The following is a 23,738-nucleotide window of genomic DNA, read 5'->3' on the forward strand; positions in this document are numbered from 1 at the left end:
CGTGGTCGGGTCTCGTTTTATATCTGATCAACCTGAGTAGCCGACCAGCGGCACAAACCCATCGAAGGGTGACAACCATGGAACTGACAACGATCCACGTGATGCGCCACGGGGAAGTCGATAATCCCGACGGTGTTCTGTACGGAAGGCTCCCTGGATTCGGCCTGACTGAGCTCGGGCACGCGATGGCGGAACGGGTCGCTCAGTACCTCATTGACGAGGGCGCCGATGTCACGGCCATTATTGCATCGCCACTCAAACGTGCTCAGCAGAGCGCTGCTCCGACCGCGCGGGCCTTTGACGTACCTGTCCAGGCGGACGTGCGCCTGATCGAAGCAGATTCAGCTTTCGAGGGTCTGCCCATTAACGCCAACCGTGCACTCTTACTGCATCCGCGTTACTGGCACCTCTATCTCAATCCGTTACGTCCCTCGTGGGGAGAATCCTATGCTGATGCTGCGTCGCGAATGAGTGCGGCAGTTTCCTCAGCCCTGGACAAGGCCCGTGGGCATGAAGCGTTGGTGGTTTCTCACCAAATGCCGATCACAGCGCTGACTCGTTTCGTGCAGGGTCGCATGTTGGCACACTCGCCACTGTCTCGTGTCTGTTCCCTGGCATCGGTGACGAGCTTCCATTTCAGCGGCTCGACGCTGGTGGGTCTCGACTATTCCGAACCATGCAAGGACATGTTGGCTCATGCGGCCGACATGACTCCAGGTGCGTCGGAAGCTCAGCTCAAACGGTAGTAACTGACATCTGCGTATCCGGCTGGTTGGGGCAGCCTATCGGTACCGGCCCTTTGATGTCGGCCTGTTCGAGTGCGGGCGGTGCGTGGCTATGTCTAGTCGGTCAGGCGCGGGCGGCAGCACCGCAATAAACGGTCTAGCGCGTACCTCTGCCTCCAACTGTCCCCTCCCGAACCTGCCTGTCTCTTTCTGCACCCAACTGTCGATCTGAAGGCAGTCTGCGAGGCGGGATTTTCACTAGCACCCGCCTGAACTGCGCAAACGGTGACGACACATCGGTGTGGAACTCGCGAGCGAGCTCGAGATCGACAGATGGGGAGAGAACGGACAGAGGGGCGAGAGGGGCAGATGGTGCGAGACGGAGCAGACGAGAGCGCTCGGAGATGTCTGTGATGAGTGACAGTGAGTGTTAGAGCTCGGGGTCCTCATCCAACGGGTCGCCAGTCTCGGACGTATCTTCGTCGGTGAAGGAATCGCGACCTGCTGGGCCCGCATTGCTAGTGGAATCAGGCTCTGGCGCGTCTGCATTGGTTGAGGAATCAGGGCTTGTTGGATCCGCATCGGTGTCGGAATCGGGCCCTGTCGCGTCTGCTTCTTCGGAAAATGAATCAGCCGGATCTGACTGGTCGGAATCAGAAACTGATGTGGAACCGGCTGGCGGCACGCGATATCCAGGCTCGTCAGGAGAACTCGAGTCGCTGTCAACGGGCTTCGCGTGATCTCCGTGCGCTTCCTCATTGCGAGCCTGCTCGCGTCGGCGGCGCTGAATGTCACGTTCCAGGCGGAACAGGAAATCCGGATCATCGTCGGGTGCCAGTGGTTCGCGACGCTGCGAGGACTGCGAACGGTCAGGTCGCCGGGACCATCCAGAACGCAGCGGATTCGATTCTGATGTCAAGTCCGACAACCCCGTGGTTTCCCCGGATTCGGCGCGCGTGATGGTTCGCAGCAGGATCCACACGATTGACCCGATGGAAATAAACGGCATCGTGATGACGATGATCGTCAGCCACCACATACGGCCGATACGACCAGGCACTTCATCATCAGGAGTGCGTGCCCAGTCAGCGATTGCGTAAATAGTGACGGCAATCCACAGGACAACGGCAAGAATACGAACCATCCCACCATTTTAGGTCAGGAACGACCATGCCTCGACACGACTTAGATGACGATGGCCACTGAAACGATGACGGCGCACGCCAGCGTCGCGATCCCCGTGTACTTCAAGGCGCGTATCAGATCGCGGCCAACCGCACCGTTGAGAACGATTCGAATACCGGGAATGACGGTGCCGGCCATCAGAACAGCGGCCACACACACCGCCCACCACGGGGAATGCACACTGATCGCCAGCACCACAACTGCGGCTATGAGGAGCGCGCAATACGCCGCTCGCGAAGCGGGATCGCCCAAACGGACAGCCAGAGTCATCTTCCCAGAGTTCCTGTCCGTGGGAATGTCACGCAAGTTATTCACCATGAGCAAGGCGATCGATTCCAACCCCATGCCTGCTCCGGCACACCACACCCACCAGGGAGCACTCAGAGTCTGCGTCCATGTGGTGCCCACAGTTGCGACCAACCCGAAGAAAATGAACACCATCAGCTCGGACAGTCCCACACCCATGTACCCGTACGGATTGCGTCCACCAGTGTAGAACCATGCGGCGGCAACTGCCGCGACGCCCACCACCAGCAACCACCACTGGCCAGACAATGCGATCAGAACCAGACCGGCCACGCCTGCCACAGCGAAACAAGCCAGCGCCACTGCCAGGACGACGCGCGGAGAGACCGAGCCGCCGCTCGTCAAACGTGGCGGGCCGGTGCGAAAGTCATCCGTTCCACGCACGCCGTCAGAATAGTCATTCGAAAAGTTCACACCGATTTGCAAAGCCAGCGCCACACACAGTGCGAGCAATGCGCGCCCCCAGTGCAACTGATCCAGCTCAGCTGCAGCCGCAGTTCCCACAATCACGGGCGCAAGAGCGGCCGGAAGTGTGCGAAGGCGGGCGCCCTCAATCCAGTCTTGAACAGTTGCCATTTAGCGTCGCCAGTGCTCCCCGTGTTCGATCTGTTCCATCACCAGTGCCCGCACACGGCTCCGGTCAACTTTCCCGGATTCCAGCATGGGCAGTGTGTGAAGCGGTACAACAACGCGTGGAGCCTGCGCTCGGCCCAGGCGCGCTCCCACGTGATCGCGAATGGAGCGCGCCCATGAATCCAGATCCGCACTGTGCGAGCTATCGCGCACCACCGCGGCGGTGACCACGTGCCCCCAGCGTTCGTCTTCAAGATCGAGGATCCAACTGTCACGCACACCCGGAGCTGACAACACGGCATCACGAACCGGACCAGGTGCCACTGACAGGCCGCCCGTCACGATGACATCATCGCTGCGCCCCAGCACCTGAACGTCGCCATTAGAGGCAATTCGACCGATATCACCTGTCAGCAGCCACCGTGCGCCACCCTCGTCAATGAAGGGGGAGGGGCCGTCCAGGTACTTTGTCATGAGCATGGGCCCGGCAATTGCCAAGCGTGATTGCCCGTCAACGTCGACAGCGCGGACCGTTACCCCCGGCAAGGGACGTGAGTTGTACACGCAGCCGCCACCCGTTTCAGTCATGCCATAGGTCGTGACCACCTGGATGCCGTGGTTGCGCGCAGCCTGCAGGAGTTCCTTGGTTATGGAAGAACCGCCGACGAGGACACCGGCAAGCGAGGCCAGTGCGCGAATAACTTCCTCACCGGCATCCAAACACGCTCGCAGCTGCACGGGTACCAGCGAGAGATACCCTGGCACATGTGAATCCTGAGTGGCACCCGCGATGGAAGAGAGCAGGTCAGCGGGGCGGAAACCTGAATCCGTGTCCACCACCATCGGGCTGAAACCGGCGACTGCACTGCGCATGAGGACCTGAGCACCGGCGATGTGATGGGCAGGAAGCGCAAGAATCCAACGCCCCGGCCCCTCCAGCGCCGCGTGAGTGGAGTGCACGGATGCGATTAATGCCTCGGTGGACAGGCCAACGAGGTGAGGCGTTCCCGTTGATGACCCCGACGTCGGAATCACCACGTCGATGCCGTCCAGAAGAGCCGGGTCATTGCGGACGTCTTCGGGTAGTTCAGGAAAAGCGTGCGACACATCGGTTTGAAGATGGCGCAAGGACGTATGGGGGATCTCGCTGGGAGGACGCATGACCACGACTGTTCGCTTGTGCGACGAGGGTGCCTCGTCCATGGCGCCGTCTGATGCTGTGCGTGCCTGTTCAGCCAGTTTGCTGAGCGAGGCGTAAGCCAAAGCCGCTGCTCCAACGGAAGTGCCTCCCGGAACGACTAAGACACGAGGGGTCTGCACTTGTCCTCCTTTACAAACGGCTTTTCTGAACCATCGTAGTGCCCAATCGGTCAATTAACGTGTGCGGAGATGAGATCGTGGGCAAGTCGACATGGAATTGCACCGATAGCCTCGTTACTATCGAGGTATGACTATTGGGAAGCTCTCAGCGAAAGCCTCATGGGCGCTGATCGCATTACTAGGAGCACTGCTCGTTGCAGTGATCGGTGTGGGTGCGTACGCGGCCTACTTCGCTGACCGCGCCTTGCCGCGAACCACTGTCGCCGGACAGTCCGTGTCCGGACAAAACCGCGACGAAATTGCCCAAGGTCTGCAGGAGCGAGCCTCACACGCCAGCATCAATGTGACGGTTGACGGTACGCTGACCAGCGCGACGCTGGAAGAAGTGGGAATCACCATCGACACCGACGCCACGCTGGATGATGTGTTCGCTCCCAACGGTTCGATCCTGTCACGCATCTCCTCACTGTTTACCTCGCGGGATGTCCAGGTGGTGACCTCGCGAGATGATGCGGCTGCGCAGGCATTGACTCAGAAAGTTTCCGCCTCTGTTGACCAGCCCGTACGCGAAGGTTCCATCCAGTTCAACGAAGACGGTGGCGCATTCAGCGTGATTGAAGCACAGGAGGGGCACAGTGTCGACCTCGAGCAGCTTGCCAGTGCATGCGATGAAGCTGCGCGCACGCTGACTACCCAGGATATTGACTTGCCGATGATCGCCGTCAGCCCGACGGTGACCACGCAAATTGCTCAGCAACTTGCAGACAAGGCGAACACGATGCTGGAAATTCCTGTATCGATTACTGACGGTATTCACACCTACTCACCCGATGCGCGTGAACGCTCGACGTGGATCGCGCTGCCGGATCTGAACGCCGCGGGCGGAGCTGGTGGCAAGGGTGCTGCCGCCAACACAGGCGCACTTGATGTCACGTGGAATGAGAAACCAGTTCGCGCGTGGGTTGAATCGACCGCGCTGTCCACCAACGAAGAGCCCACGAAGGGTGTCAAGAACGTCAATTCGCGTGGGGACGTTGTCGCGGTCGCGGATCCAGGTAAGAGCGGATGGACCGTCAACAACGCTGGCAAGGTGGCCGATGAGCTGCTCGCAGCCCTGAAAGACGGCACCGCCTACGAAGGCGATTTTGACTACGACCAGACCGAACCCGAATTCACCACCCGCGAGATTGCGGATGGTGCTGGCGACAAGGTGTATCAGGCAGCTCCTGGTGAAAAGTGGATCGACGTGGACCTGTCGAACGCATCAGTGACCGCCTACGAAGGTGCAACTGTTGTCCAGGGCCCGATCCCGATGGTTCCCGGCAAGCCCGGGTGGGAAACCGTTACCGGAACGTTCCGCATCTACCTCAAGCATCAGGACCAGATGATGGGCTGCAGCCCCGGCTACGACTACTGCACATACACACCGTGGGTGTCATACTTCCACGGTGACTACGCGTTGCACGGCGCGCCCTCACGCAGCTCTTTTGGGTGGTCAGGTGAAGGTGGCTCGCACGGTTGTGTCAATATGCCGGTTGATGGTGCGCAGTGGATCTATAACTGGGCCCCTGTCGGCACAGTGGTGGTGTCACACTACTGAGCAGCAGGCTCATCATTGCAGTTCGACCTTTTCGTATAAACCTGATAGCATTGTGATCAGTGACACGGGGTGCTTCACGCTGAGATCAAACCCGTTGAACCTGTCCAGATAATGCTGACGAAGGAATGTCCGATGGAGAATTTCCATACCCAATGCGTCGACGCTTTACACGCTGTCAGAACACACCACCCGCTCGTTGGAGCCATCACCAACTCGGTAGTCACGAACTTTACGGCCAACGCCCTGCTTGCCATTGGGGCAGCGCCGGCAATGGTCGATATCCCCGGCGAATCCGGTCCCTTTGCCGCAATTGCCAATGCTGTGCTGATCAACCTGGGAACCCCGACGCCGACTCAGTGCGAAGCCGCTCTGGAGTCCGCCACCAGCGCCAACGAAGCGGGCACGTGCTGGGTTCTTGACCCGGTTGCCATCGGGCCACTGCCGGTGCGCACGCAGCTCGCGCATCAGTTGGTCGCCCTCGGCCCGTCAATTGTGCGAGGCAACCCGTCGGAAATCATTGCTCTGGCAGGTCTGGGAGAAGGTGGCCGCGGTGTTGACTCCGCTGATGCGGTGGACGCCGCCATCGATGCCGCCCGCCGCATCAACAGCGAATATGGATCGTTGGTGGCTGTGTCCGGCAAGTCCGATGCGATCGTCTCAGCGGACGCAATCGTGCGTGTCGAGGGTGGCTCAGATATGCTGACCCGCATCACTGGGGCGGGATGCTCACTTGGCGCGCTGGCCGGCGCGTTCGCCTCTGTGGCTCGGACCCAGCTTGACGGTTTGGTTGCTGTTCACGCACTGTATGCGGCGGCCTCGGAAATCGCGGCGGAGCGTGCACGCGGAACCGGCACGTTCCAAATGGAGTTCCTCGACGCGCTGGACAACTTCCGCGATGAGGACTTTGAACGCGTCACCATCATCGCGCAGTGAGGCCAGGCCAGTGATGAACAAGGCTGTCTCATCCCTCGACCTGAGCATCTATCTTGTCACGGACGCAGACATGTGCCACGCTGCGGGACGCACCGTTGCGCAAACGGTGGCAGAAGCTGTCGCCGGAGGAGTGACATGCGTGCAGCTTCGGTGTAAAGACGCTGAGTCACTGGATTTCTTCAACGAAGTGATGGAAGTGGCCGACGCTGTCGCTGACTCGGTCACACTCCTGATCAATGATCGTGTGGATGTGTTCCTGGCGGCACGCCAGGCGGGCGCGACCGTTGCAGGCGTCCACGTTGGACAAACCGACTTGCCGGTTGCCCTTGTCCGCAAGCTGATCGGTCCCGAGGCCATCATCGGCCTGTCGGCCTCCACCCCTGAGGAACTGAAGGAAGCCGAAGAGAACCCGGGGCGCGTCGACTACATCGGCATTGGTGTCGTGCGTGATACATCCACGAAAACCGATGCTCCTGAGGAACATGGCATCGATGGAACAGGACAGATCGCACGCAGCACACACCTGCCGTCGGTGGCAATCGGCGGCATCAAAGCACCGGATATGGCACCGCTGGCACGTGAAGGATTGGACGGAGCGGCCGTCGTGTCCGCAATTTGCCTAGCACCCGACGCGCGCGAAGCTGCACGCGAACTGGCAGATCAATGGGCAGAAGGCCTGCGCAGCGCGGGTCACTAACCACCCAATTCAGACCCCGAGGAAGGGACTCAGCACGTGCCGGCTATGTATCCAGTGCGTCCGCCAGCTCATGATCCAAGCCCCGAATGACAGCGCATGCATCATCCATGCGATGAAGGAGAACATCTTATGAAAACAGTCAAAGCCCTAACAATCGCCGGATCGGACCCCAGCGGTGGGGCAGGCATTCAGGCAGATCTCAAATCGTTCAGCGCCTCAGGAGCTTACGGAATGAGTGTCATTACGGCGCTGACCGCCCAATCGACGCAAGGAGTGCGAGGCGTGTTCCCCGTCCCGGTGGACTTCGTGCGCCAGCAGATGGACACGCTGCTGGACGACATCACTCCGGACGCCACGAAAGTGGGAATGGTGGCAAGCACGGAACTTGCGGCCGCAATCGGTGAGTATCTGCCGCGCCTTTCGAACACGATTTTTGACCCCGTCATGGTGGCGACCTCCGGTGACCGACTGGTTGACGAGGACGCCATCGACGCTGTGCGCGACCTGTGCATGAAAGCTGACCTTATTACCCCGAATCTGCAGGAAGCAGCCGTGCTGCTGGATTGCGATGTGGCGACAACGCTGGACGAAGCAACCGACCAGGGCAAGGAACTTCTCGCGCGCGGCATGACCCGCGTCCTCATCAAAGGCGGACACCTGACCGACACGTCCACAGACGTGCTGATTGATGGTGACGGGGTCACATTCCTGAAGGGGACGCGTGTCGACACGCAGAACACTCACGGCACCGGATGCACGTTGTCCAGTGCCATAGCGGCCAGACGCCCACGCACAGACACCTGGGTTGATGCGATTGCTCAGGCGAAAGATTACTTGACGCGCGCGATCCTGGCTGCCGACTCGCTCGATGTGGGCAGGGGGCACGGTCCCGTTCATCACTTTGTCGACCTGTGGAATGAGGAATCATGAGTTTTACCGACCAGGTATGGCAGCGCATCGAACCGGTGCGCAACGCGATCAGTGAGCATCCCTTTGTCTGCGCACTTGCCGACGGGTCGCTTGAGCTGGAGACATTCCACGAGTACCTACGCCAAGATGCGTTGTACCTGATTGACTATTCGCGCGCCTTGTCCGCACTGGCAGCCGGCGCCAGTGACGCTGACGAAGTGACGTTCTGGTCGGGGTGTGCGCATCAGACAATGGTGGATGAGCGTTCGCTGCACGCCTCACATGTGGACGTCCTTGAGGGGGCAATCATGAACCCCACATGTCGCGCCTACATGTCATTCCTGCTGGCCAGCACGCATGCCGAGACGCAGGGGGTTGGCATTGCAGCAGTGCTGCCATGCTTTTGGCTCTACGATTTCGTCGGGCATCGGCTCCGCGAGGGTGTCCACTCCGAGGATGAGCTGGACGCACACCCCTACGGTGACTGGATCAGAACCTACACGGGGCCAGAATTCGAGGAAGCGACGCGGCGCGCGAAACACTACGCCAACTTATATTCGCAGGCCAGTGACGAAGCAGGTCGTGAGCGAATGGCCGAAGCATGTGAAGTTGCGTCGCGCTATGAGTGGATGTTCTTCGACGCTGCGTGGACAGGTCAGCAGTGGCCACTGTAATGCGCGAGGCCACCGACAGTTGTCGGCCGGCGCAGTGAGGTCACCCGACGACGGGCCACGCGTCAGCAGTATGAATGGCCAGCTGTCAGCCGGCCGGCTTTAGTAGTAGTACGGGAAGGTCGACCAGTCGGGGGAGCGGTGCTCGAGGAACGCGTCACGCCCCTCCTGAGCCTCCGCCGTCATATACGCCATCCGGGTTGCCTCCCCGGCGAACACCTGCTGCCCGGCAAGACCATCGTCAGCCAGATTGAACGCAAACTTCAACATGCGGATCGCCTGCGGAGACTTGCCGGCAACCGTGTGCGCCCACTCCAGCGCCACATTTTCCACATCCTCATGCGGCACCGCACGATTGATGGCTCCCCACGCTTCCGCCTCTGCCGCGTCATAGCGGCGAGCCAGGAAGAAAATCTCGCGTGCGCGCCGATCACCGACCTGACGGGCCAGCAGCGCCGAACCGTACCCCGCATCAAAGGACCCCACGTTGGCATCCGTTTGCATGAACTGAGCATGTTCGCGGGAAGCGACCGCCAGATCACACACGACTCCCAATGAGTGACCGCCACCGGCAGCCCACCCGGTAATTGCAGCGATCACGACTTTCGGACAGGTGCGGATCAGGCGCTGAACCTCCAAAATATGCAGACGTCCCGCCCGAGCCGGATCGATCTGCTCACGCCGGCTCGACACATCGGCGTCCGCGTCAGCACCATCCACCTCGTAGCGGTACCCGTCGTTGCCTCGAACACGCTGATCACCACCCGAACAAAACGCGTAGCCACCGTCACGGGCAGACGGCCCGTTGCCAGTCAGGATGATCGCGGCAACATCACTGCTCATCCGCGCATGATCCAGACAGCGGTACAACTCATCGACAGTCAGCGGTCGAAAAGCATTGCGAATGTCTGGGCGATCAAAGGCAATACGAACCCAGGGCAGATCTTGTCCGGCTGCCGCTCCGTCGCAAGATCCGCGCGAAATTCCGCGATGATACGTCATGTCGGTCAGGTCCTCGAACCCCTCGACAACACGCCAGCGATCAGGATCGAAGGTGTCGGACACAAATGGAAGAGCACTCATGACCTCCACACTAGCGGCTAATCTGGAAGCCATGAGTACAGATCTGTCATCCATGCTGCGCCCCGGACAATCCCTGCTTCGTGAACTTGACTTCACGCGCGAAGAATGGGACAACCTGCTATGCCTGTCAGCAGCGCTGAAAGCAGCCAAGAAGAATGGCACTGAACAACAACTCATGAGTGGACGCAACGTCGCCCTCGTCTTTGCGAAAACATCGACACGCACGCGCTGCGCATTCGAGGTCGGGGCGGCAGACCAGGGAGCCCACACCGTTTACCTCGATCCGCAAGGCTCACAGATGGGACACAAAGAATCCATCGAGGACACCGCTCGTGTGCTGGGACGTATGTTCGACGCGATCGAGTACCGCGGTGACGACCAATCAGTTGTGGACACGCTGGCACAGTACTCAGGCGTTCCGGTATTCAACGGCCTGACCGACCAATGGCACCCGACGCAGATGCTGGCAGACACACTCACGATGAGAGAACACAGCGAGGGCGTGGACGACCATGACATTGCCTACGCCTACGTCGGGGACGCGCGTTTCAACATGGGGCGGTCCCTGTTGGTGAACGGCGCGATCCTCGGCATGGACACCCGCATCATTGCACCGAAGGAACTATGGCCACCGCAGGACGTCATCGAGGCGGCTCAGGCACGGTCCGACGAGTCGGGTGCGCGTCTGACCATTACCGAGGATGTCGACGCAGTCGCTGGCGTCGACTTTGTCCACACGGACATCTGGGTGTCGATGGGGGAGCCTAAGGATGTGTGGGCGCACCGCATCGACCTGCTGCGCAGCTACCGCGTTGACGAAGCGCTCATGGCACAAGCCGGTCCCGATGCGAAATTCATGCACTGCCTGCCGTCATTCCACGATCTGAAGACCACCGTCGGACAGCAGATCTTTGACGAGTTTGGCCTGGATGGAATCGAAGTTTCCGACGAGGTGTTTGAGGGGCCGCGCTCCATCGTCTTCGATCAGGCCGAGAACCGCATGCACACGATTAAAGCTGTTATGGTCGCCGCTTTGGGTCGGAGTGATACCACGAAGGCGTGAGCCACGACGGCAACGGCTTTCGTCCAAAGGCCATCATGGAGACGACAATACTGGCTATGAGGAGCAGAGCACCTGCCGCGCCTGTAATCCAGCGGCCAGCGGGGTTGGGAATCATCGACCCCAATGCGAGGATACTGATGCCGAGCAGCACGCCAGCCAGGCCCGGGATCGTGGCGAACGCCATTTTCTCATCCACCAGTCCGTTCGCGTTCTGCCACCATCGTGAACGCGGAGAATCGGTACGCAGCCACAGTGCCGCTGCCAGCACCATCAATCCGAAGAGCAAGGCAATCAGAATCATGATCCCACCCTACGTGGAGGGCTGCGATGTTACATAATGACCACTCTCAAATCTCAGGCGATCCGCTTCGCGAAAGATCGGGCGCTTCATGCGCGATCGAACAGGTCCGCATCGCTGAGCTGGCACCGGCCACGCGCCGCACGCTGGACGCTATCGACACCGTCCTGATCTACCACACGCCGCTCATCACGCGCTTTCGTGGAGTCACGGAGCGAGAAGGCCTCCTGCTGCACGGCCCTGAAGGCTGGTCAGAAGCGGCGCCGTTTTGGGATTATGGCCCGCCTGAATCCTCACGGTGGCTGATGGCCGCCCTCGAAGCTGCAACGCAGACGCCGCCCACGGCCCGGCGCACCAGCGTCCCCGTCAATGTCACGATCCCTGTCCGAACGCCAGCTCAGGCAGCCGAGCGTGTGCAAGCCAGCGGAGGATGTACGACCGCCAAAGTGAAGGTGGCAGACCCGGGGATGACTGTGGACCAGGACTGTGAACGCGTTGCCGCTGTTGCCCGCGAGCTTGCCCGCATCAGCGATGATCCGCATGTGCGCATCGATGCCAACATGGCGTGGGACGTGCCCACTGCTATCGCGGCGATTACTGCGCTGCACGAAGCAGCGGCCAGCGCCGGTGGCCTGGAATACGCGGAACAACCGTGCCGCACAGTCGAAGAGCTGGCGCGCGTGCGGGCCCGCGTTGACGTGCCAATAGCCGCTGACGAGTCGATCCGACGTGCCGAAGATCCCTATGCCGTTATTCGTGCTCACGCTGCCGACGTGGCGATCATCAAGCTTGCCCCGCTGGGAGGGGCGCGCGCAGCACGTGAGATTGCTGAACGAGCTGGCATCAAAGTAGTGGTCTCCTCCGCCCTCGAATCATCCATTGGGCTGGCGCGCGGCCTCCAACTGGCGGCTTGCCTGCCTGTCGAAACGGCGTGCGGACTGGCAACTGCGCAACTGTTCGCTGCTGACACCGTGCGCGAACCGCTCAAAGTGGAGTCAGGCCGAATTCAGGTGCATGACATGAGAGTGGATGAGGAATTGATTGACGCATGCCCCCTGCCGGCCGGATGCCGGGACAGGTGGATCGACCGATTAGACGCCATGTGCGCCGTGCTGAATGAGGAACGCCAATGACTCAGTCACTTCGCCTTGCTCTTGGAATCGTTCGTGCGCTCGCAGCTCACGGTGTGCGTGACTTCGTCTACAGTCCCGGGTCGCGATCAGCCCCGTTCGCCTATGCGCTTGACGCGTGTGAGCGCCACCTCGATATCCGAACGTGGATTGTGCTCGATGAGCGTGATGCCGCCTTCTTTGCAGGCGGCCTGTCTCGCGCCGACGAGTTGGCCACACCTGACTTCACTCCTGCGGCACATGAGCCTCGGCCCGTTGCGCTGATCATGACGTCAGGTGGAGCCGTTGCCGAGATGCACGCCGGCATCGCCGAAGCTCACCATTCCCATCTGCCGTTGATCGTGGTCAGCGCTGACCGTCCCTTCGAAATGCGATCCGTGGGAGCTTCGCAAACGACGACGCAGGCGGGGATCTTTGCCTCGCACGTGTCGATGACGTGTGACATTCCCGCTGATACCACTGCTGACCGGGCTTTGATGGCCCGCGTTGGACGCCTCGTCGCTGCCGCTCGCGGATGGTCAGCCACCGATCGCGGCCCGGTCCACCTCAATGTCGCACTTCGTGATCCTCTTGCACCTGCCAGTGCCGGTGACCTTGAGAAAATCCTGATGAACGAGGGTGACCCCGCCGTTTCTGCGACCCGCTTCTTCTTATGTGAGCGTGAGCCGGTCGCGTGGCGGCAGGTGGTGGATCCGAATCTGCGCACTGTGATGATTGCCGGCGACGGTGCGCATCGCGACAGCGCCGCATGGGCTGAGCGCGCCGGGATCCCGCTGCTCGCTGAGCCAACCAGCGGGCTGACGGGAAGCTCCGCGTGGATTCCGCATCAGCAAAGCATTCTCAGTGACAGTGACGTGCTCAGCCAGATCGAGCAGGTCATCGTGACGGGGCGACCGACGTTGTCGCGCCCTGTTTCCAGGCTTCTTGCGCGCGATGATATTCGCATCGTAGTGGTCAGCGAGCATACGGAATGGCCAGATGTTGCAGGCAGGGCGAGCAGTGTTGTGCCCTCGCTGTGTGATGTGCCTCTGGGCGAGGGGGGCGAGTGGCGTGACTCTCTGCGTGAGCGTTCAGGGTATGCCGATGATGCGCTCGATCCCGAGCAGTTCTCTATGCTCACTGTGGCGGACCTGATCTGGCGCGACACTGGAACCGACGTACTGGTTCTGGGAGCATCGAACACTGTGCGTGCTTTCGACCTGGCGATCCGTACGCCTGCCCAGGCGAGCGTCGTGTCGAACCGCGGTCTGGCCGGGATTGACGGCACGATTGCCACGGCGTGGGGGTGCAGTGCCAACGGTGCGCGCGTGCGCGCGGTAATGGGGGATCTGACTTTTTTCCATGATGCGTCGGCACTGGCGCTTCGCGGTGGTGGAGCGCTGTCGATCATTGTTCTGGACGATCAGGGCGGATCCATTTTCGCCTCGCTTGAACATGGACAGGCACCTCAATCGATGTACGAGCGATGGTTTGGCTGCGCGCAGAGCGTTGATATCGAATCACTATGCCGAGCCTACGGGTGGTCATACCGCACGGCCGCGAGCCTGGATGACGTGGCAGAGGCCCTGGCACTCCCCATCGATGAACCGTCTGTGATTCATGTCAAATTGACGAGGGATGCTGACGGTATGCGGAGAATTCTCACACCTTCACGTTCTCAGAAAACTTCCAGATAACCTTCAGGTCATCTGGAAGATCCCTTGTCATACTGGGCATCACACAGACCAGAAAAAGAAGGACGTATGACAAACGAGCAATTTCCTCGATCTGAATTCAATGATCAGAACGAGACACCAGATGGGCGCGACGCTTACGCGCCACAGGAAACCTCTGACCACTCGTCGGCATATATGCCGCCGAGTGACCTGCCGCGTTCGAAAAGCGATAGCGCCGAACGGGGCGATCTGGGTGAACAGAGCGATCTCAAGGAGCGAGGTTATCAGAGCGATCAGAGAAATCAGGGCGATCAGGGATATCAGGGCCAGTCAAGTGAGCAAACCGGGCAGAGCCGGCAGGTTCAGCAGGGATCCCGATATGCCTACGGGTCGCCCTCGAACTCGACGGAATATATCCGCCCGGACGGGCCCAGCTATGCAGGGCGCGGTTCTTCGGCCTACGCAGGCGGCAGCGATGGCTTCGTAGCCCCGAGCTCCCAGTCGTATGAAGAAAGTGCGGCGAGTGGCCAGAGCCAGTCGTACGGGCACAGGCAGTCGTATGACCAAGGTGAGTCATCTGAGCGCACGCAATACCTGCAGGGCGGCCAGTATGCTCAGGGGGCGAACGGCCAGTACACGCAATCCGGCCAGTATGCAGGTGCGTCACGAGGTGACCAGTACTCGCACGATTCCCGCAATCCCTATGCATCACCGAACCCAGAGTCTGGATCCGCTTCCTATGGTCGAGTCGCCACTGCCGCGCCGGCATCCTCCACGAAACGTGTACGAAAGACGCGGAAAAATGGGCCGGGCTGGGGCGCAGTTGCTGCTGCGATGCTTGTGGCCGTTGCCCTCTCGCTTGGCGGCGCGTGGGGGATTAATGAATTTGTCGGTTCAGATAATTCGACGGCAACTGCTACCAGTTCGCAGAGCTCGCACGCCTCGCAACAGCCTGCACCTGTCATCAGCAGCGATGCGACGTGGGCAGAAGTTGCCGCAGCGGTCTCTCCCGCAACGGTGTCCATCAACGTCCAAGGCGGGCAAACCGCCGACATCGGATCGGGCGTCGTGTACGACTCAGCCGGTCACATCGTGACGAACTACCACGTTGTATCAGCGGCTGAAAATGCCTCAAATGGTCGAATCAGCGTCACCTTGTCTGACGGGCGAATCTATGCCGCCGAAATTGTCGGCGTCGATTCGAGTACCGACCTGGCCGTGCTGCAGATTGTGGATCCTCCCGCAGACCTGTCTGTCGCCGCATTCGGGTCATCTGCGGATGTCCAGGTGGGACAGGACGTGATGGCGATCGGATCGCCACTGGGTCTGTCGTCAACCGTCACCACCGGCGTCGTTTCAGCACTCAACCGCCCAGTCGAGGTGGCAACCGAACAACAGGACAACCAGCAGCAGATCGACCCACGTGACCCCTTCGGACAGCTTCCTCAAAATCAGAACAAGGAAACCAGCCCATCGGTCATCACCAATGCGATTCAGGTGGACGCCTCGATCAACCCGGGAAACTCCGGCGGACCGCTCTTTGACGCCCAGGGCAAAGTCATCGGTATTAACTCATCGATCGCATCTATGGGCTCAGATTCCTCATCTGCAGGCTCGATCGGACTTGGTTTCGCAATTCCATCGGACCTCGTGAAGTCTGTCGCTGAACAGATCATCGCGAACGGACAAGTCGACCACGCTGTGTTGGGCGTGCTCATTACAACCGGCACAGCCACAGTCGATGGCACCACGCGCATGGGTGCCGCCATCAGCGAGGTCAACAATGGCTCAGCCGCGGCCGAGGCAGGGCTGAAAGCTGGTGACGTCATTACCGCCGTCGACGGTAATGCGGTTGAATCCGGAAAGTCTCTGACCGGCTACATTCGCCGTTACACTGGAGGCGACCACGTCAGCATCGAATATGTGCGTGACGGCAAACTGGCCAGTGCAGATGTGACACTCCAATCGCAGATCCAGAAATAGAAATGCCAGGATCTATGCTCGTGTCAACATCTTGTTAAACGGGTCAATATCTCCTGAACTTGGAAGGATACAGCGCCATGGTGGCCGACTCACTGTTCAGTATGGACAAAATAGGGGCACGCCCCTCGATGGATCCGCAGCGAACAGTGAGCGGGCCCCACTGGCGCATCGGCATCATCACCGACCGGCTGATCCGATTCGAATGGTCCGACACCGACGAATTCGTTGACGACGCCACTCAGATCGTTCTGAACCGCAGTTTTGGGGATACTCCAAAATTCCGCGTCACCCGGCGCGACGGGCGCGTCCTGATCGATACGGACGCTGTGCGTATCACCTACGACGAAAAACCGTTTTCCCGTTTCGGGTTGTCTGCGTTTATCAAGGGCGTGGGATCCACCTGGCGTTTCTCGGAACCGGCTCGGGCCAACCTGGGCGGCACCGCCCGTACACTCGACCAGATCGACGGTCCTGTTGAACTGGACGAAGGCCTCGCAGCATTCGACGGGTGGGCTGTGATCGATGATTCCCAGTCCAACCTGATCCGCGAAGTCAGCGAAGTTGACGGGCATGACAACGCATTCGGTACGTGGGTCCAGCCCCGTAATCCGGATGAGCCGTCCGGAGCGACACCCTCGTCCCACGACTTCTATCTGTTTGCCTACGGGCATGATTTTGCGGACGCGGTGCGCGACTTCTATCAGCTGACAGGCCCGACCCCGCTGCTGCCGCGCTTCACACTGGGCAACTGGTGGAGCCGCTACCACGCCTATTCGGACGAGGAATACCGCGAGCTCATCACACGCTTTGAGGACGAGCGCGTGCCGCTGTCCGTTGCCGTAATCGACATGGACTGGCACCTTGTCCACGACATTGACCCGAAGTACGGCACCGGATGGACTGGATTCACATGGAATCGTGACCTGTTCCCGCAACCTGAACAGTTCCTCGATTGGCTCCATCAACGAGGGCTGCGCACGACGCTGAATCTGCATCCGGCCGACGGGATCCGTGCCTTTGAAGAGGCATACCAGCGGGTCGCCACACGCATGGGAATCGATCCGGCCAGTGAGGACCCGGCCGAATTTGACCTGACAGATCCGCGCTTCATGCAGATCTACTTCGAAGAAGTCATTCACCCCATGGAAAAGGAAGGGGTCGACTTCTGGTGGCTTGACTGGCAGCAAGGCGGAACAACCCGTCAGCCCGGCCTGGACCCGCTATGGATGATCAACCACCTGCATTTCCTCGATTCCGCGCAGGCAGGGGAGCGCCCGCTGACCTTCTCGCGCTACGCAGGGCCAGGCTCGCACCGCTACCCGGTTGGATTCTCCGGCGACACGGTCATGTCGTGGGAGTCGCTCAAGTTCCAACCCTTCTTCACATCCACGGCCTCCAACATCGGATACTCCTGGTGGAGCCACGACATCGGCGGACATATGTTCGGTGTGCGCGACGAAGAACTGGAGGCACGCTGGTACCAGTTGGGTACCTTCAGCCCGATCAACCGCCTGCACTCCACTGAATCAGCTTTCAACTCAAAGGAGCCGTGGAACTTCCACGACGAGACGCGCAGCGTGATGAACCAGGCACTTCGTCTGCGCCACCAACTGATTCCCTACCTGTACACGATGAACAGGCACACCGCTTACGAGGGGCGGCCGCTCGTTGAGCCGATGTACTGGCAGGCACCCGAGACTGCCGATGCCTGCGATCACCCGCACGAATTCCGCTTCGGTTCGCAGCTGCTGGTCGCTGCCATCACTGATCCACGCGAGCACGACACGATGAAAGCCCAGGCCGACGTCTGGTTCCCGCGCGGCACGTGGTTCGATTTCTTTACAGGTCGACGCGTCGAATCTCGCGGTGAAGCCGGCCGTCGCCTGCGCGTATGGCGCGATCTGGATTCTTACCCGGTTTTCGCTCCCGCAGGCGCAATCATCCCGCTGCAGGATAATGCGCTCGACCAGCTCAACAATGTTGACAACCCCGAGCATCTGCGCGTCATCGTCATGCCCGGTGATAATGGTGAATTCGTCCTGTGGGAAGATGACGGAGCCGCACAGGAAAATGTCGCATGGGCCGCAACCACTCTTTCACTGAACTGGTCACCTGCTGATGATTCCGACACGCGCACCTTCACCATTTACCCGCCTGCCGACCATGTCGACGTTCTTCCGGCCACGCGCACGTGGACCCTCGTCTTCCGCGGCGTTGCGCCCATTGACGAGGGTGACGTGACGATCACCGTCAACAACGCCAAGGTTGCCTCTGAACGCGTGGCGCTGACCTACTGCAACAAGACCTTGTCCTATGAAGTCACGATTGCTGACGTTCCGGCAGATCAGCAGGTTACGGTTGAGATGTCTGCGGAAGCACTGACAGTGGCGGACGATCCGTGGTTTGATGACGCATTCGACCTGCTGTTCAAGGCGCAGATCGGCTATCCGGCCAAGGAACGCGCGATCGAGATGATTCGTGAGGAAGGTGAACGCGCTTTGGGTGGCCTCGCCTCTTTGGGTGAGCCAACCCCGACGATACAGTGGCCGCACAAACCCGAATACCTTGTGGTTCCTGACAGCGTGCGCAGCGCTCTCGATGAGATCCTGACCCGAACCTCCCAGCCGCATGTAGTTCCCGCATGTCCGCCAGCATCGTCATCTAGGTAGAGGCTCTTTTCACGCATCGCCCGACTGCTGGCGCACGACCTCTAGATTTAAGGCTGAATCGTGCACATTCCCCTAGATTTTCGATCTGTTTGTGCACATACCCCTAAATCTTCGGCATTTTGTGCACATACCCCTAGAAGAACCGCGACCGTCCGCTGGCGCTCTCCGCGCAACACCCCGTGACCTGCGCATATGGGAAAGCGATGAAATGGCGAACCGCCTTTTCTAGGGGTATGTGCATTCTGGCGAGACTTTTTAGGGGTATGTGCACGTGCGCCCGCCAGTTTGAGGGGTCGGTGCACGCCCGCACCGACGTGACCACGCCGCGCCGCACGGCCGCCGATACTTCCGTTAGGCGGATACCACCAGTACCCAATCGCGCAATCTACACGCCCAGCGCGTCCAGAACAGGGGACATCTTCGCGCGCGTTTCGGCCAGTTCCATCTCCGGCACGGAGTCAGGCATGATGCCCCCACCAGCGAAGACACGGATCTGTGTGCGCTCACGCGTGAACTGTCCGCATCGCAACGCAATGCCGAACTCACCGTCGCCATTCGCATCGACCCAGCCCACCGGGCCTGAATAGCGGCCGCGACGCGTCTGCTCGAAGGATTCCAGCAGATCGTACGCCAGTGTTGTCGGTGTGCCGCACACCGCTGCCGTGGGATGTAAAGCAGCCACCACGTCGAGGAGGGAGTGATCCGGCACAACAGCGTTGACTTCGGTTGCCAGGTGAATGACGTTTGGAAGTTCGATCACGCTAGGCTGGGGCGGGCACTCGACGGACGTGGCCATCGGTTCGAAGCGGCGGGTGACAGATTCAACGGCCAGAGCGTGTTCACGACGATTCTTATCTGACGACATCAACTCGTCAGCATTTCCGGGAGCTGCAGTGCCAGCCAGGACGCGCGAGTACACATGATCAGCTTCTTTAGACGCCAATATCTCCGGTGTGGCGCCCACTAAACCGGCAACGGCATATGTCCAGGTCGAAGGAAACTGCTCGTGCAACTGGGTGACCAGGTATCGCTCATCCATAGCGGTCGGACTGTCCACGACCATGTCGCGACTCATCACCACTTTCGATGCTGCTCCCGAGTTCAGGCGCCGGATCACGCGGCGCACCGCGCTGAGCCACTGGTTCTGCGTCATACGCCCGGCCTGTGTCATCAGTCCTTTCGGCGTAGTCAGCTGCGTACTGAGCGCTGCCTCGGCAAGAGCGGAGGCTGCCTGAATCGGATCAGCAGGATCCTGGTCGAGCGCCGTCGTGATCACGAAGCGCGCGCCATCGCGCTCGACGATTGCGGTGTGCGGAATGATCAGGACACCGCGCGTATTCCATGCAAAACCGAACGAGGCCAATGCAACCGGTCCACAAAGGCGTGAGCTCCCCTCGTCAATTGTCGAATCAGTATCGACGAGGGCGTCCTGGCACACGTTCGTCCACTCTGACGACGCCTGCCTGATGGCCTGTGTACCTGTCACAGTGATCGTGGCAGTGCGCCCATCGGCAACGATCGAACAGCGATCTCCCAACCACGTCAACGCGTCTGCAGGGCTGGGCAGCAGTGAGGCCAGCGGACGCGTCGCACAGAGGTGTGAAGGCGGTAGTGATGCAATAGAGACGTGGAGTTTGCCATTGAGAGATACGGAACCGAAAGTGCCAGACATGAGGCCATCGTATCCAGACCATGAAAAGATAGAGACATGAATGAAACGGCAGGTCTGAACTACGACGTCTATGACCAGGACGCTGACCTCAATGACGACAGCTCACCGGCGGGCGTGCGCGCGCAACTGGATAAGGATCCCGGCGAAGTTGCGGCAATGTTTAATTCCGTGGCACGTCGATACGACATGATGAATGCACTTGCCAGCGGTGGGATGGATCATGTGTGGCTGCGCGCATTGCGCACTGCAGTCGATGGCAAGTCTGGGGAGGAAATCCTCGACCTTGCTGCCGGAACCGGTGCATCAGCTGCGGCGATCGCTGCCGGTGGCGCACGCGTGACGGCGTGCGACCTGTCAGAAGGAATGATTGCGGTAGGCCGTGCGCGCCACCCGGAGATCTCATTTGTTCAGGGCGATGCCACCAACCTCCAATTCGAAGACGCGACATTCGACGCCGTGACCATGTCGTACGGGCTGCGCAATATCAGCGACCCGGAACGCGCCTTGCGTGAAATGGCACGCGTGACGAAACCGGGCGGGCGACTGGTGATCTGTGAATTCTCCCACCCGACTGACCCGATTTTCTCGCGCCTGTACCGCATCCACCAGATGGTGGTCATGCCGACGCTGGCACGCCTGGTTTCATCTGACGACGTGGCGTACGACTACCTGGTTGAGACGATCCAGAGCTGGCCCGACCAGATCACTGTGGGGCAGATGATCGCGCGGAGCGGATGGGAGAGCGTGGAGTACAGGAATCTGACAGGCGGCATCGTTGCGCTGCATCGTGCCCGACGTGCCCAATGAGACGCGCTTCACGATACCTGAAATAGGTAAAGGCCCCCTTTCTCAAATACATCAAAGAACCAGTCTTTTTTCGCGCCAAAATGACGAAATGCGCCCTTTGGGGCAATCGGAGTAGGGTGCTAGTCGAATGAGGCTTGACAACAAGTAGAGGAGACACTGTGTCTGACGGTGTGGCGAAGCATGATGATGCTGACGTCGTAATCGTCGGTGGCGGGCCGGCAGGTGCATCAACTGCCTACCACCTGGCAAGTGCCGGCATTGATGCCCTCGTACTTGAAAAAGCATCATTCCCGCGGGACAAGATATGCGGCGACGGGCTGACCCCTGCAGCCGTGTACGAACTCATTGTGATGGGCGTCGATACAAGCACGTGGACGCGTAACCGCGGATTGACGGTCATTGGTGGCGGGCATCGCCTGCAACTGGAATGGCCTGACCAAAAATCACTGCCCGGATACGGCATGACACGTCGCCGCACGGAACTCGACCAAGACCTCATTCAGCACGCATGCAATCGTGGTGCGCGCCTGGTCGAAAACTGTACGGTGACAGGACCGTTGACTGACTCAACTGGGCGCATCACTGGCGTGCGCGCGCGCATCGGGCAGGGTAAAGACGCTGAAGATGTCGAGTTCCACGCCAAACTTGTGGTGGATGCAGGCGGCGTGTCGGCGCGACTGGCCACCGCAATGGGACGTGAAAAGAATCCGCGCCGTCCCCTCGGAGTGGCGGCACGCACGTACTTCCGCTCACCTCGCTCAAATGAAGAGTGGATGGAATCCCACCTCGAACTGTATGCAGGACAGCCCGGCAAATCCGAGCCGCTGCCCGGCTACGGCTGGATCTTCCCGATGGGTGACGGCACCGTCAACGTCGGCCTGGGATCAGTCTCTTCAGATGCGAAGGCAACCAAACTGCCGTACCACAAAGTGGTGAAGCAATGGGTCGATTCCCTTCCCGACGAGTGGGGTTTCACGCCTGACAATCAGGTAGGCCCCCTGCGCAGCGCAGCGTTGCCGATGAGCTTTAACCGCACGCCCCACTACGCGAACTCACTGGTGCTGGTGGGTGATGCCGGCGGAATGGTCTCACCCTTCAATGGCGAGGGAATCGCGCCGGCCCTGAAAGCGGGTCGTCTTGCTGCAATGGCGATGGCTCAGGGTCTTGCCCGCACGACGCTTGCCGGCATGGATAAGGCGATGGAAGAGTACCCTCATGCGATGAAACAGGAATATGGCGGGTACTATTCCATGGGACGAATCTTCGTGCGGCTGATCGAGAACCCGAAAGTGATGCACTTGTGTACACATACGGGGCTTGGAATCCCACGCTTGATGACACTTGTCCATAAACTGTTATCAGATGGTTTTGAACGTAGCGGCGGTCAATGGGACGACCGTCTGATTACTACCCTCACGAAGGTGGTGCCTAAGGTATGAGATCGACTCAGCAATCTCCGTGTTGCAGTTGTGCCATCGGGCTGACCGCCCTCGTCAATAACCGGGAGGAACAATGACCAATCCCTACGTGCCATTGCTGATTATGGCCGCAGCAGCCATCGTGCTGGCGCTGGGCGGCCTGGGTGCATCAGCGATCCTGGGACCCACACGCAAGAACAGCACCAAAGCTGACAACTACGAATGTGGCATTGATCCAGGCCCGCAGCACATTGAGGAAGGCCGTTTCCCGGTGCGCTACTACCTCGTCGCGATGACCTTCATCATCTTCGACATCGAGGTCGTCTTTATGTACCCGTGGGCCGTCAGCTTTAACCAGCTGGGCTTGTTCGGGCTTGTTGTCATGTTGACCTTTATCGCCCTGATCACGGTGCCCTACATTTACGAGTGGCGCCGCGGCGGGCTGGACTACTAGGAGCGAAGGAGGACTCATGGGTATTGAAGAAGCGTTACCTGCAGGCATTGCTCTGACCAGCATGGAAAAACTGCTGGGGCTGGGTCGTAAACACAGCCAGTGGCCTGTCACCATGGGCTTGGCGTGCTGCGCGATTGAAATGATGGCAGCCGGCACCCCTCGCTTTGACATGTCACGATTCGGACTGGAAGTGTTCCGCGCCTCGCCGCGTCACTCCGACCTCATGATCGTCTCGGGTCGTGTCTCCCACAAGATGGCACCGATCATCCGTCGCGTCTACGACTCGATGGCCGACCCCAAGTGGGTCATTTCGATGGGCGCCTGCGCCTCGTCCGGCGGCATGTTCAACAACTACGCCGTCATCCAGGGCTGCGATCACTTCCTGCCTGTGGATGTCTACCTGCCCGGATGCCCACCTCGCCCCGAAGCGCTGATCCACGCCGTCCTCACCCTGCGTGAGCAGATCGGCAAAGAGCCGCTTGGCGTCCACCGTCAGGAAATCGCACGCAAGGCCGAGCAGGCAGCACTTGCTGCTACACCGACCCACCAGATGAAGGGACTCCTGTCGTGAGCGAAACTGAATCAGT

21 protein-coding genes and 1 riboswitch are annotated in these 23,738 nt (G+C 60.0%); of the genes, 15 read left to right on the plus strand and 6 right to left on the minus strand.

Going from position 1 to position 23,738, the window contains the following annotated elements; genetic code table 11:
• Nucleotides 1–77: 77 nt before the first annotated feature.
• Nucleotides 78–746: a histidine phosphatase family protein gene (locus AC1EJZ_RS02990; RefSeq protein ID WP_058237213.1), complete on the plus strand. Its 669-nt coding sequence runs from the start codon at nucleotides 78–80 to the stop codon at nucleotides 744–746.
• A gap of 409 nt (nucleotides 747–1,155) precedes the next feature.
• On the opposite strand, the gene AC1EJZ_RS02995 is transcribed toward AC1EJZ_RS02990, so the two are convergent.
• The 3 genes from AC1EJZ_RS02995 to AC1EJZ_RS03005 are packed head-to-tail and all read right to left on the minus strand — an operon-like array spanning nucleotide 1,156 to nucleotide 4,109.
• Nucleotides 1,156–1,869, minus strand: a complete 714-nt coding sequence (locus AC1EJZ_RS02995) for a hypothetical protein (protein WP_058237212.1) — start codon at nucleotides 1,867–1,869, stop codon at nucleotides 1,156–1,158.
• 41 nt (nucleotides 1,870–1,910) lie between these two features.
• Nucleotides 1,911–2,792 carry a 1,4-dihydroxy-2-naphthoate polyprenyltransferase gene (locus AC1EJZ_RS03000; RefSeq protein WP_058237211.1) on the minus strand — a complete coding sequence of 294 codons (882 nt, stop codon included), beginning with the start codon at nucleotides 2,790–2,792 and terminating at the stop codon, nucleotides 1,911–1,913.
• Nucleotides 2,793–4,109, minus strand: a complete 1,317-nt coding sequence (locus AC1EJZ_RS03005) for an AMP-binding protein (protein ID WP_058237210.1) — start codon at nucleotides 4,107–4,109, stop codon at nucleotides 2,793–2,795. It abuts the gene before it with no gap.
• Between the two features lie 127 nt (nucleotides 4,110–4,236).
• Here AC1EJZ_RS03005 and AC1EJZ_RS03010 point away from each other — a divergent pair, with 127 nt between their 5' ends.
• From AC1EJZ_RS03010 to AC1EJZ_RS03030, 5 genes are all read left to right on the plus strand, one after another.
• Nucleotides 4,237–5,709 (plus strand): L,D-transpeptidase family protein, encoded by a 1,473-nt coding sequence (locus AC1EJZ_RS03010; RefSeq protein ID WP_058237209.1) that lies wholly within the window; start codon nucleotides 4,237–4,239, stop codon nucleotides 5,707–5,709.
• 55 nt (nucleotides 5,710–5,764) lie between these two features.
• Nucleotides 5,765–5,852, plus strand: a riboswitch (TPP riboswitch).
• Nucleotides 5,842–6,642: a hydroxyethylthiazole kinase gene (thiM, locus tag AC1EJZ_RS03015; protein WP_074026203.1), complete on the plus strand. Its 801-nt coding sequence runs from the start codon at nucleotides 5,842–5,844 to the stop codon at nucleotides 6,640–6,642. Its footprint overlaps the riboswitch before it by 11 nt.
• Nucleotides 6,605–7,339, plus strand: coding sequence for a thiamine phosphate synthase (gene thiE, locus AC1EJZ_RS03020; RefSeq protein ID WP_257590303.1), 735 nt, complete (start codon nucleotides 6,605–6,607; stop codon nucleotides 7,337–7,339). Before thiM ends, thiE begins: the two co-directional genes overlap by 38 nt.
• 129 nt (nucleotides 7,340–7,468) lie before the next feature.
• Nucleotides 7,469–8,269: a bifunctional hydroxymethylpyrimidine kinase/phosphomethylpyrimidine kinase gene (gene thiD / locus AC1EJZ_RS03025; protein ID WP_480293925.1), complete on the plus strand. Its 801-nt coding sequence runs from the start codon at nucleotides 7,469–7,471 to the stop codon at nucleotides 8,267–8,269.
• Nucleotides 8,266–8,922 (plus strand): TenA family protein, encoded by a 657-nt coding sequence (locus AC1EJZ_RS03030; RefSeq protein ID WP_058237205.1) that lies wholly within the window; start codon nucleotides 8,266–8,268, stop codon nucleotides 8,920–8,922. Before thiD ends, AC1EJZ_RS03030 begins: the two co-directional genes overlap by 4 nt.
• Before the next feature lie 99 nt (nucleotides 8,923–9,021).
• Here the strand turns inward: AC1EJZ_RS03030 and AC1EJZ_RS03035 are convergent, their stop codons facing one another.
• Nucleotides 9,022–10,002: a 1,4-dihydroxy-2-naphthoyl-CoA synthase gene (locus AC1EJZ_RS03035; protein WP_285014781.1), complete on the minus strand. Its 981-nt coding sequence runs from the start codon at nucleotides 10,000–10,002 to the stop codon at nucleotides 9,022–9,024.
• A 31-nt stretch (nucleotides 10,003–10,033) separates the two neighbouring features.
• On the opposite strand from AC1EJZ_RS03035, the gene argF reads away from it, so the two are divergent.
• Nucleotides 10,034–11,065 (plus strand): ornithine carbamoyltransferase, encoded by a 1,032-nt coding sequence (gene argF, locus AC1EJZ_RS03040; protein WP_058237872.1) that lies wholly within the window; start codon nucleotides 10,034–10,036, stop codon nucleotides 11,063–11,065.
• Here the strand turns inward: argF and AC1EJZ_RS03045 are convergent.
• Nucleotides 11,022–11,366 carry a hypothetical protein gene (locus AC1EJZ_RS03045; RefSeq protein WP_058237203.1) on the minus strand — a complete coding sequence of 115 codons (345 nt, stop codon included), beginning with the start codon at nucleotides 11,364–11,366 and terminating at the stop codon, nucleotides 11,022–11,024. The two genes, argF and AC1EJZ_RS03045, sit on opposite strands and share 44 nt — an antisense overlap.
• A 26-nt stretch (nucleotides 11,367–11,392) precedes the next feature.
• Between AC1EJZ_RS03045 and AC1EJZ_RS03050 the strand changes: the two genes are divergently transcribed.
• From AC1EJZ_RS03050 to AC1EJZ_RS03065, 4 genes are all read left to right on the plus strand, one after another.
• Nucleotides 11,393–12,496, plus strand: coding sequence for an o-succinylbenzoate synthase (locus AC1EJZ_RS03050; protein ID WP_058237202.1), 1,104 nt, complete (start codon nucleotides 11,393–11,395; stop codon nucleotides 12,494–12,496).
• Entirely contained in the window at nucleotides 12,493–14,169 is a 1,677-nt protein-coding gene (gene menD, locus AC1EJZ_RS03055; protein ID WP_480293926.1) for a 2-succinyl-5-enolpyruvyl-6-hydroxy-3-cyclohexene-1-carboxylic-acid synthase, read from the plus strand. The genes AC1EJZ_RS03050 and menD overlap by 4 nt, the downstream gene beginning before the upstream one ends.
• 66 nt (nucleotides 14,170–14,235) lie before the next feature.
• Nucleotides 14,236–16,131, plus strand: a complete 1,896-nt coding sequence (locus AC1EJZ_RS03060; RefSeq protein ID WP_480293927.1) for a S1C family serine protease — start codon at nucleotides 14,236–14,238, stop codon at nucleotides 16,129–16,131.
• A gap of 77 nt (nucleotides 16,132–16,208) precedes the next feature.
• Nucleotides 16,209–18,800, plus strand: coding sequence for a glycoside hydrolase family 31 protein (locus AC1EJZ_RS03065; protein WP_480293928.1), 2,592 nt, complete (start codon nucleotides 16,209–16,211; stop codon nucleotides 18,798–18,800).
• 385 nt (nucleotides 18,801–19,185) lie between these two features.
• Here the strand turns inward: AC1EJZ_RS03065 and AC1EJZ_RS03070 are convergent, their stop codons facing one another.
• Complete coding sequence (locus AC1EJZ_RS03070; RefSeq protein ID WP_480293929.1) at nucleotides 19,186–20,472, minus strand: isochorismate synthase; 1,287 nt, start codon at nucleotides 20,470–20,472, stop codon at nucleotides 19,186–19,188.
• A gap of 156 nt (nucleotides 20,473–20,628) precedes the next feature.
• Here AC1EJZ_RS03070 and AC1EJZ_RS03075 point away from each other — a divergent pair, with 156 nt between their 5' ends.
• From AC1EJZ_RS03075 to AC1EJZ_RS03090, 4 genes are all read left to right on the plus strand, one after another.
• Complete coding sequence (locus AC1EJZ_RS03075) at nucleotides 20,629–21,279, plus strand: ubiquinone/menaquinone biosynthesis methyltransferase (RefSeq protein ID WP_058237870.1); 651 nt, start codon at nucleotides 20,629–20,631, stop codon at nucleotides 21,277–21,279.
• A 158-nt stretch (nucleotides 21,280–21,437) separates the two neighbouring features.
• Entirely contained in the window at nucleotides 21,438–22,718 is a 1,281-nt protein-coding gene (locus tag AC1EJZ_RS03080; RefSeq protein ID WP_480293930.1) for a geranylgeranyl reductase family protein, read from the plus strand.
• 73 nt (nucleotides 22,719–22,791) lie between these two features.
• On the plus strand, nucleotides 22,792–23,151 hold the full coding sequence (locus AC1EJZ_RS03085) for an NADH-quinone oxidoreductase subunit A (RefSeq protein ID WP_058237197.1): 360 nt from the start codon (nucleotides 22,792–22,794) through the stop codon (nucleotides 23,149–23,151).
• 16 nt (nucleotides 23,152–23,167) lie between these two features.
• Complete coding sequence (locus tag AC1EJZ_RS03090; protein WP_058237196.1) at nucleotides 23,168–23,722, plus strand: NADH-quinone oxidoreductase subunit B; 555 nt, start codon at nucleotides 23,168–23,170, stop codon at nucleotides 23,720–23,722.
• Nucleotides 23,723–23,738 lie beyond the last annotated feature (16 nt).

The sequence above is a fragment of the Pauljensenia sp. C0170B5 genome, assembly GCF_056590195.1.

Excerpts from the sequence above, each read along its gene's own strand:
- argF (WP_058237872.1), top strand. The coding sequence starts at position 10,034 with ATGAGTACAGATCTGTCATCCATGCTGCGCCCCGGACAATCCCTGCTT.
- AC1EJZ_RS03000 (WP_058237211.1), bottom strand. The coding sequence starts at position 2,792 with ATGGCAACTGTTCAAGACTGGATTGAGGGCGCCCGCCTTCGCACACTT.
- AC1EJZ_RS03050 (WP_058237202.1), top strand. The coding sequence starts at position 11,393 with ATGTTACATAATGACCACTCTCAAATCTCAGGCGATCCGCTTCGCGAA.
- thiM (WP_074026203.1), top strand. The coding sequence starts at position 5,842 with ATGGAGAATTTCCATACCCAATGCGTCGACGCTTTACACGCTGTCAGA.
- AC1EJZ_RS02990 (WP_058237213.1), top strand. The coding sequence starts at position 78 with ATGGAACTGACAACGATCCACGTGATGCGCCACGGGGAAGTCGATAAT.
- AC1EJZ_RS03065 (WP_480293928.1), top strand. The coding sequence starts at position 16,209 with ATGGTGGCCGACTCACTGTTCAGTATGGACAAAATAGGGGCACGCCCC.
- AC1EJZ_RS03010 (WP_058237209.1), top strand. The coding sequence starts at position 4,237 with ATGACTATTGGGAAGCTCTCAGCGAAAGCCTCATGGGCGCTGATCGCA.
- menD (WP_480293926.1), top strand. The coding sequence starts at position 12,493 with ATGACTCAGTCACTTCGCCTTGCTCTTGGAATCGTTCGTGCGCTCGCA.
- AC1EJZ_RS03045 (WP_058237203.1), bottom strand. The coding sequence starts at position 11,366 with ATGATTCTGATTGCCTTGCTCTTCGGATTGATGGTGCTGGCAGCGGCA.
- AC1EJZ_RS03075 (WP_058237870.1), top strand. The coding sequence starts at position 20,629 with ATGTTTAATTCCGTGGCACGTCGATACGACATGATGAATGCACTTGCC.
- thiD (WP_480293925.1), top strand. The coding sequence starts at position 7,469 with ATGAAAACAGTCAAAGCCCTAACAATCGCCGGATCGGACCCCAGCGGT.
- AC1EJZ_RS03030 (WP_058237205.1), top strand. The coding sequence starts at position 8,266 with ATGAGTTTTACCGACCAGGTATGGCAGCGCATCGAACCGGTGCGCAAC.
- AC1EJZ_RS03060 (WP_480293927.1), top strand. The coding sequence starts at position 14,236 with ATGACAAACGAGCAATTTCCTCGATCTGAATTCAATGATCAGAACGAG.
- AC1EJZ_RS02995 (WP_058237212.1), bottom strand. The coding sequence starts at position 1,869 with ATGGTTCGTATTCTTGCCGTTGTCCTGTGGATTGCCGTCACTATTTAC.
- AC1EJZ_RS03035 (WP_285014781.1), bottom strand. The coding sequence starts at position 10,002 with ATGAGTGCTCTTCCATTTGTGTCCGACACCTTCGATCCTGATCGCTGG.
- thiE (WP_257590303.1), top strand. The coding sequence starts at position 6,605 with ATGAGGACTTTGAACGCGTCACCATCATCGCGCAGTGAGGCCAGGCCA.
- AC1EJZ_RS03070 (WP_480293929.1), bottom strand. The coding sequence starts at position 20,472 with ATGTCTGGCACTTTCGGTTCCGTATCTCTCAATGGCAAACTCCACGTC.
- AC1EJZ_RS03090 (WP_058237196.1), top strand. The coding sequence starts at position 23,168 with ATGGGTATTGAAGAAGCGTTACCTGCAGGCATTGCTCTGACCAGCATG.
- AC1EJZ_RS03085 (WP_058237197.1), top strand. The coding sequence starts at position 22,792 with ATGACCAATCCCTACGTGCCATTGCTGATTATGGCCGCAGCAGCCATC.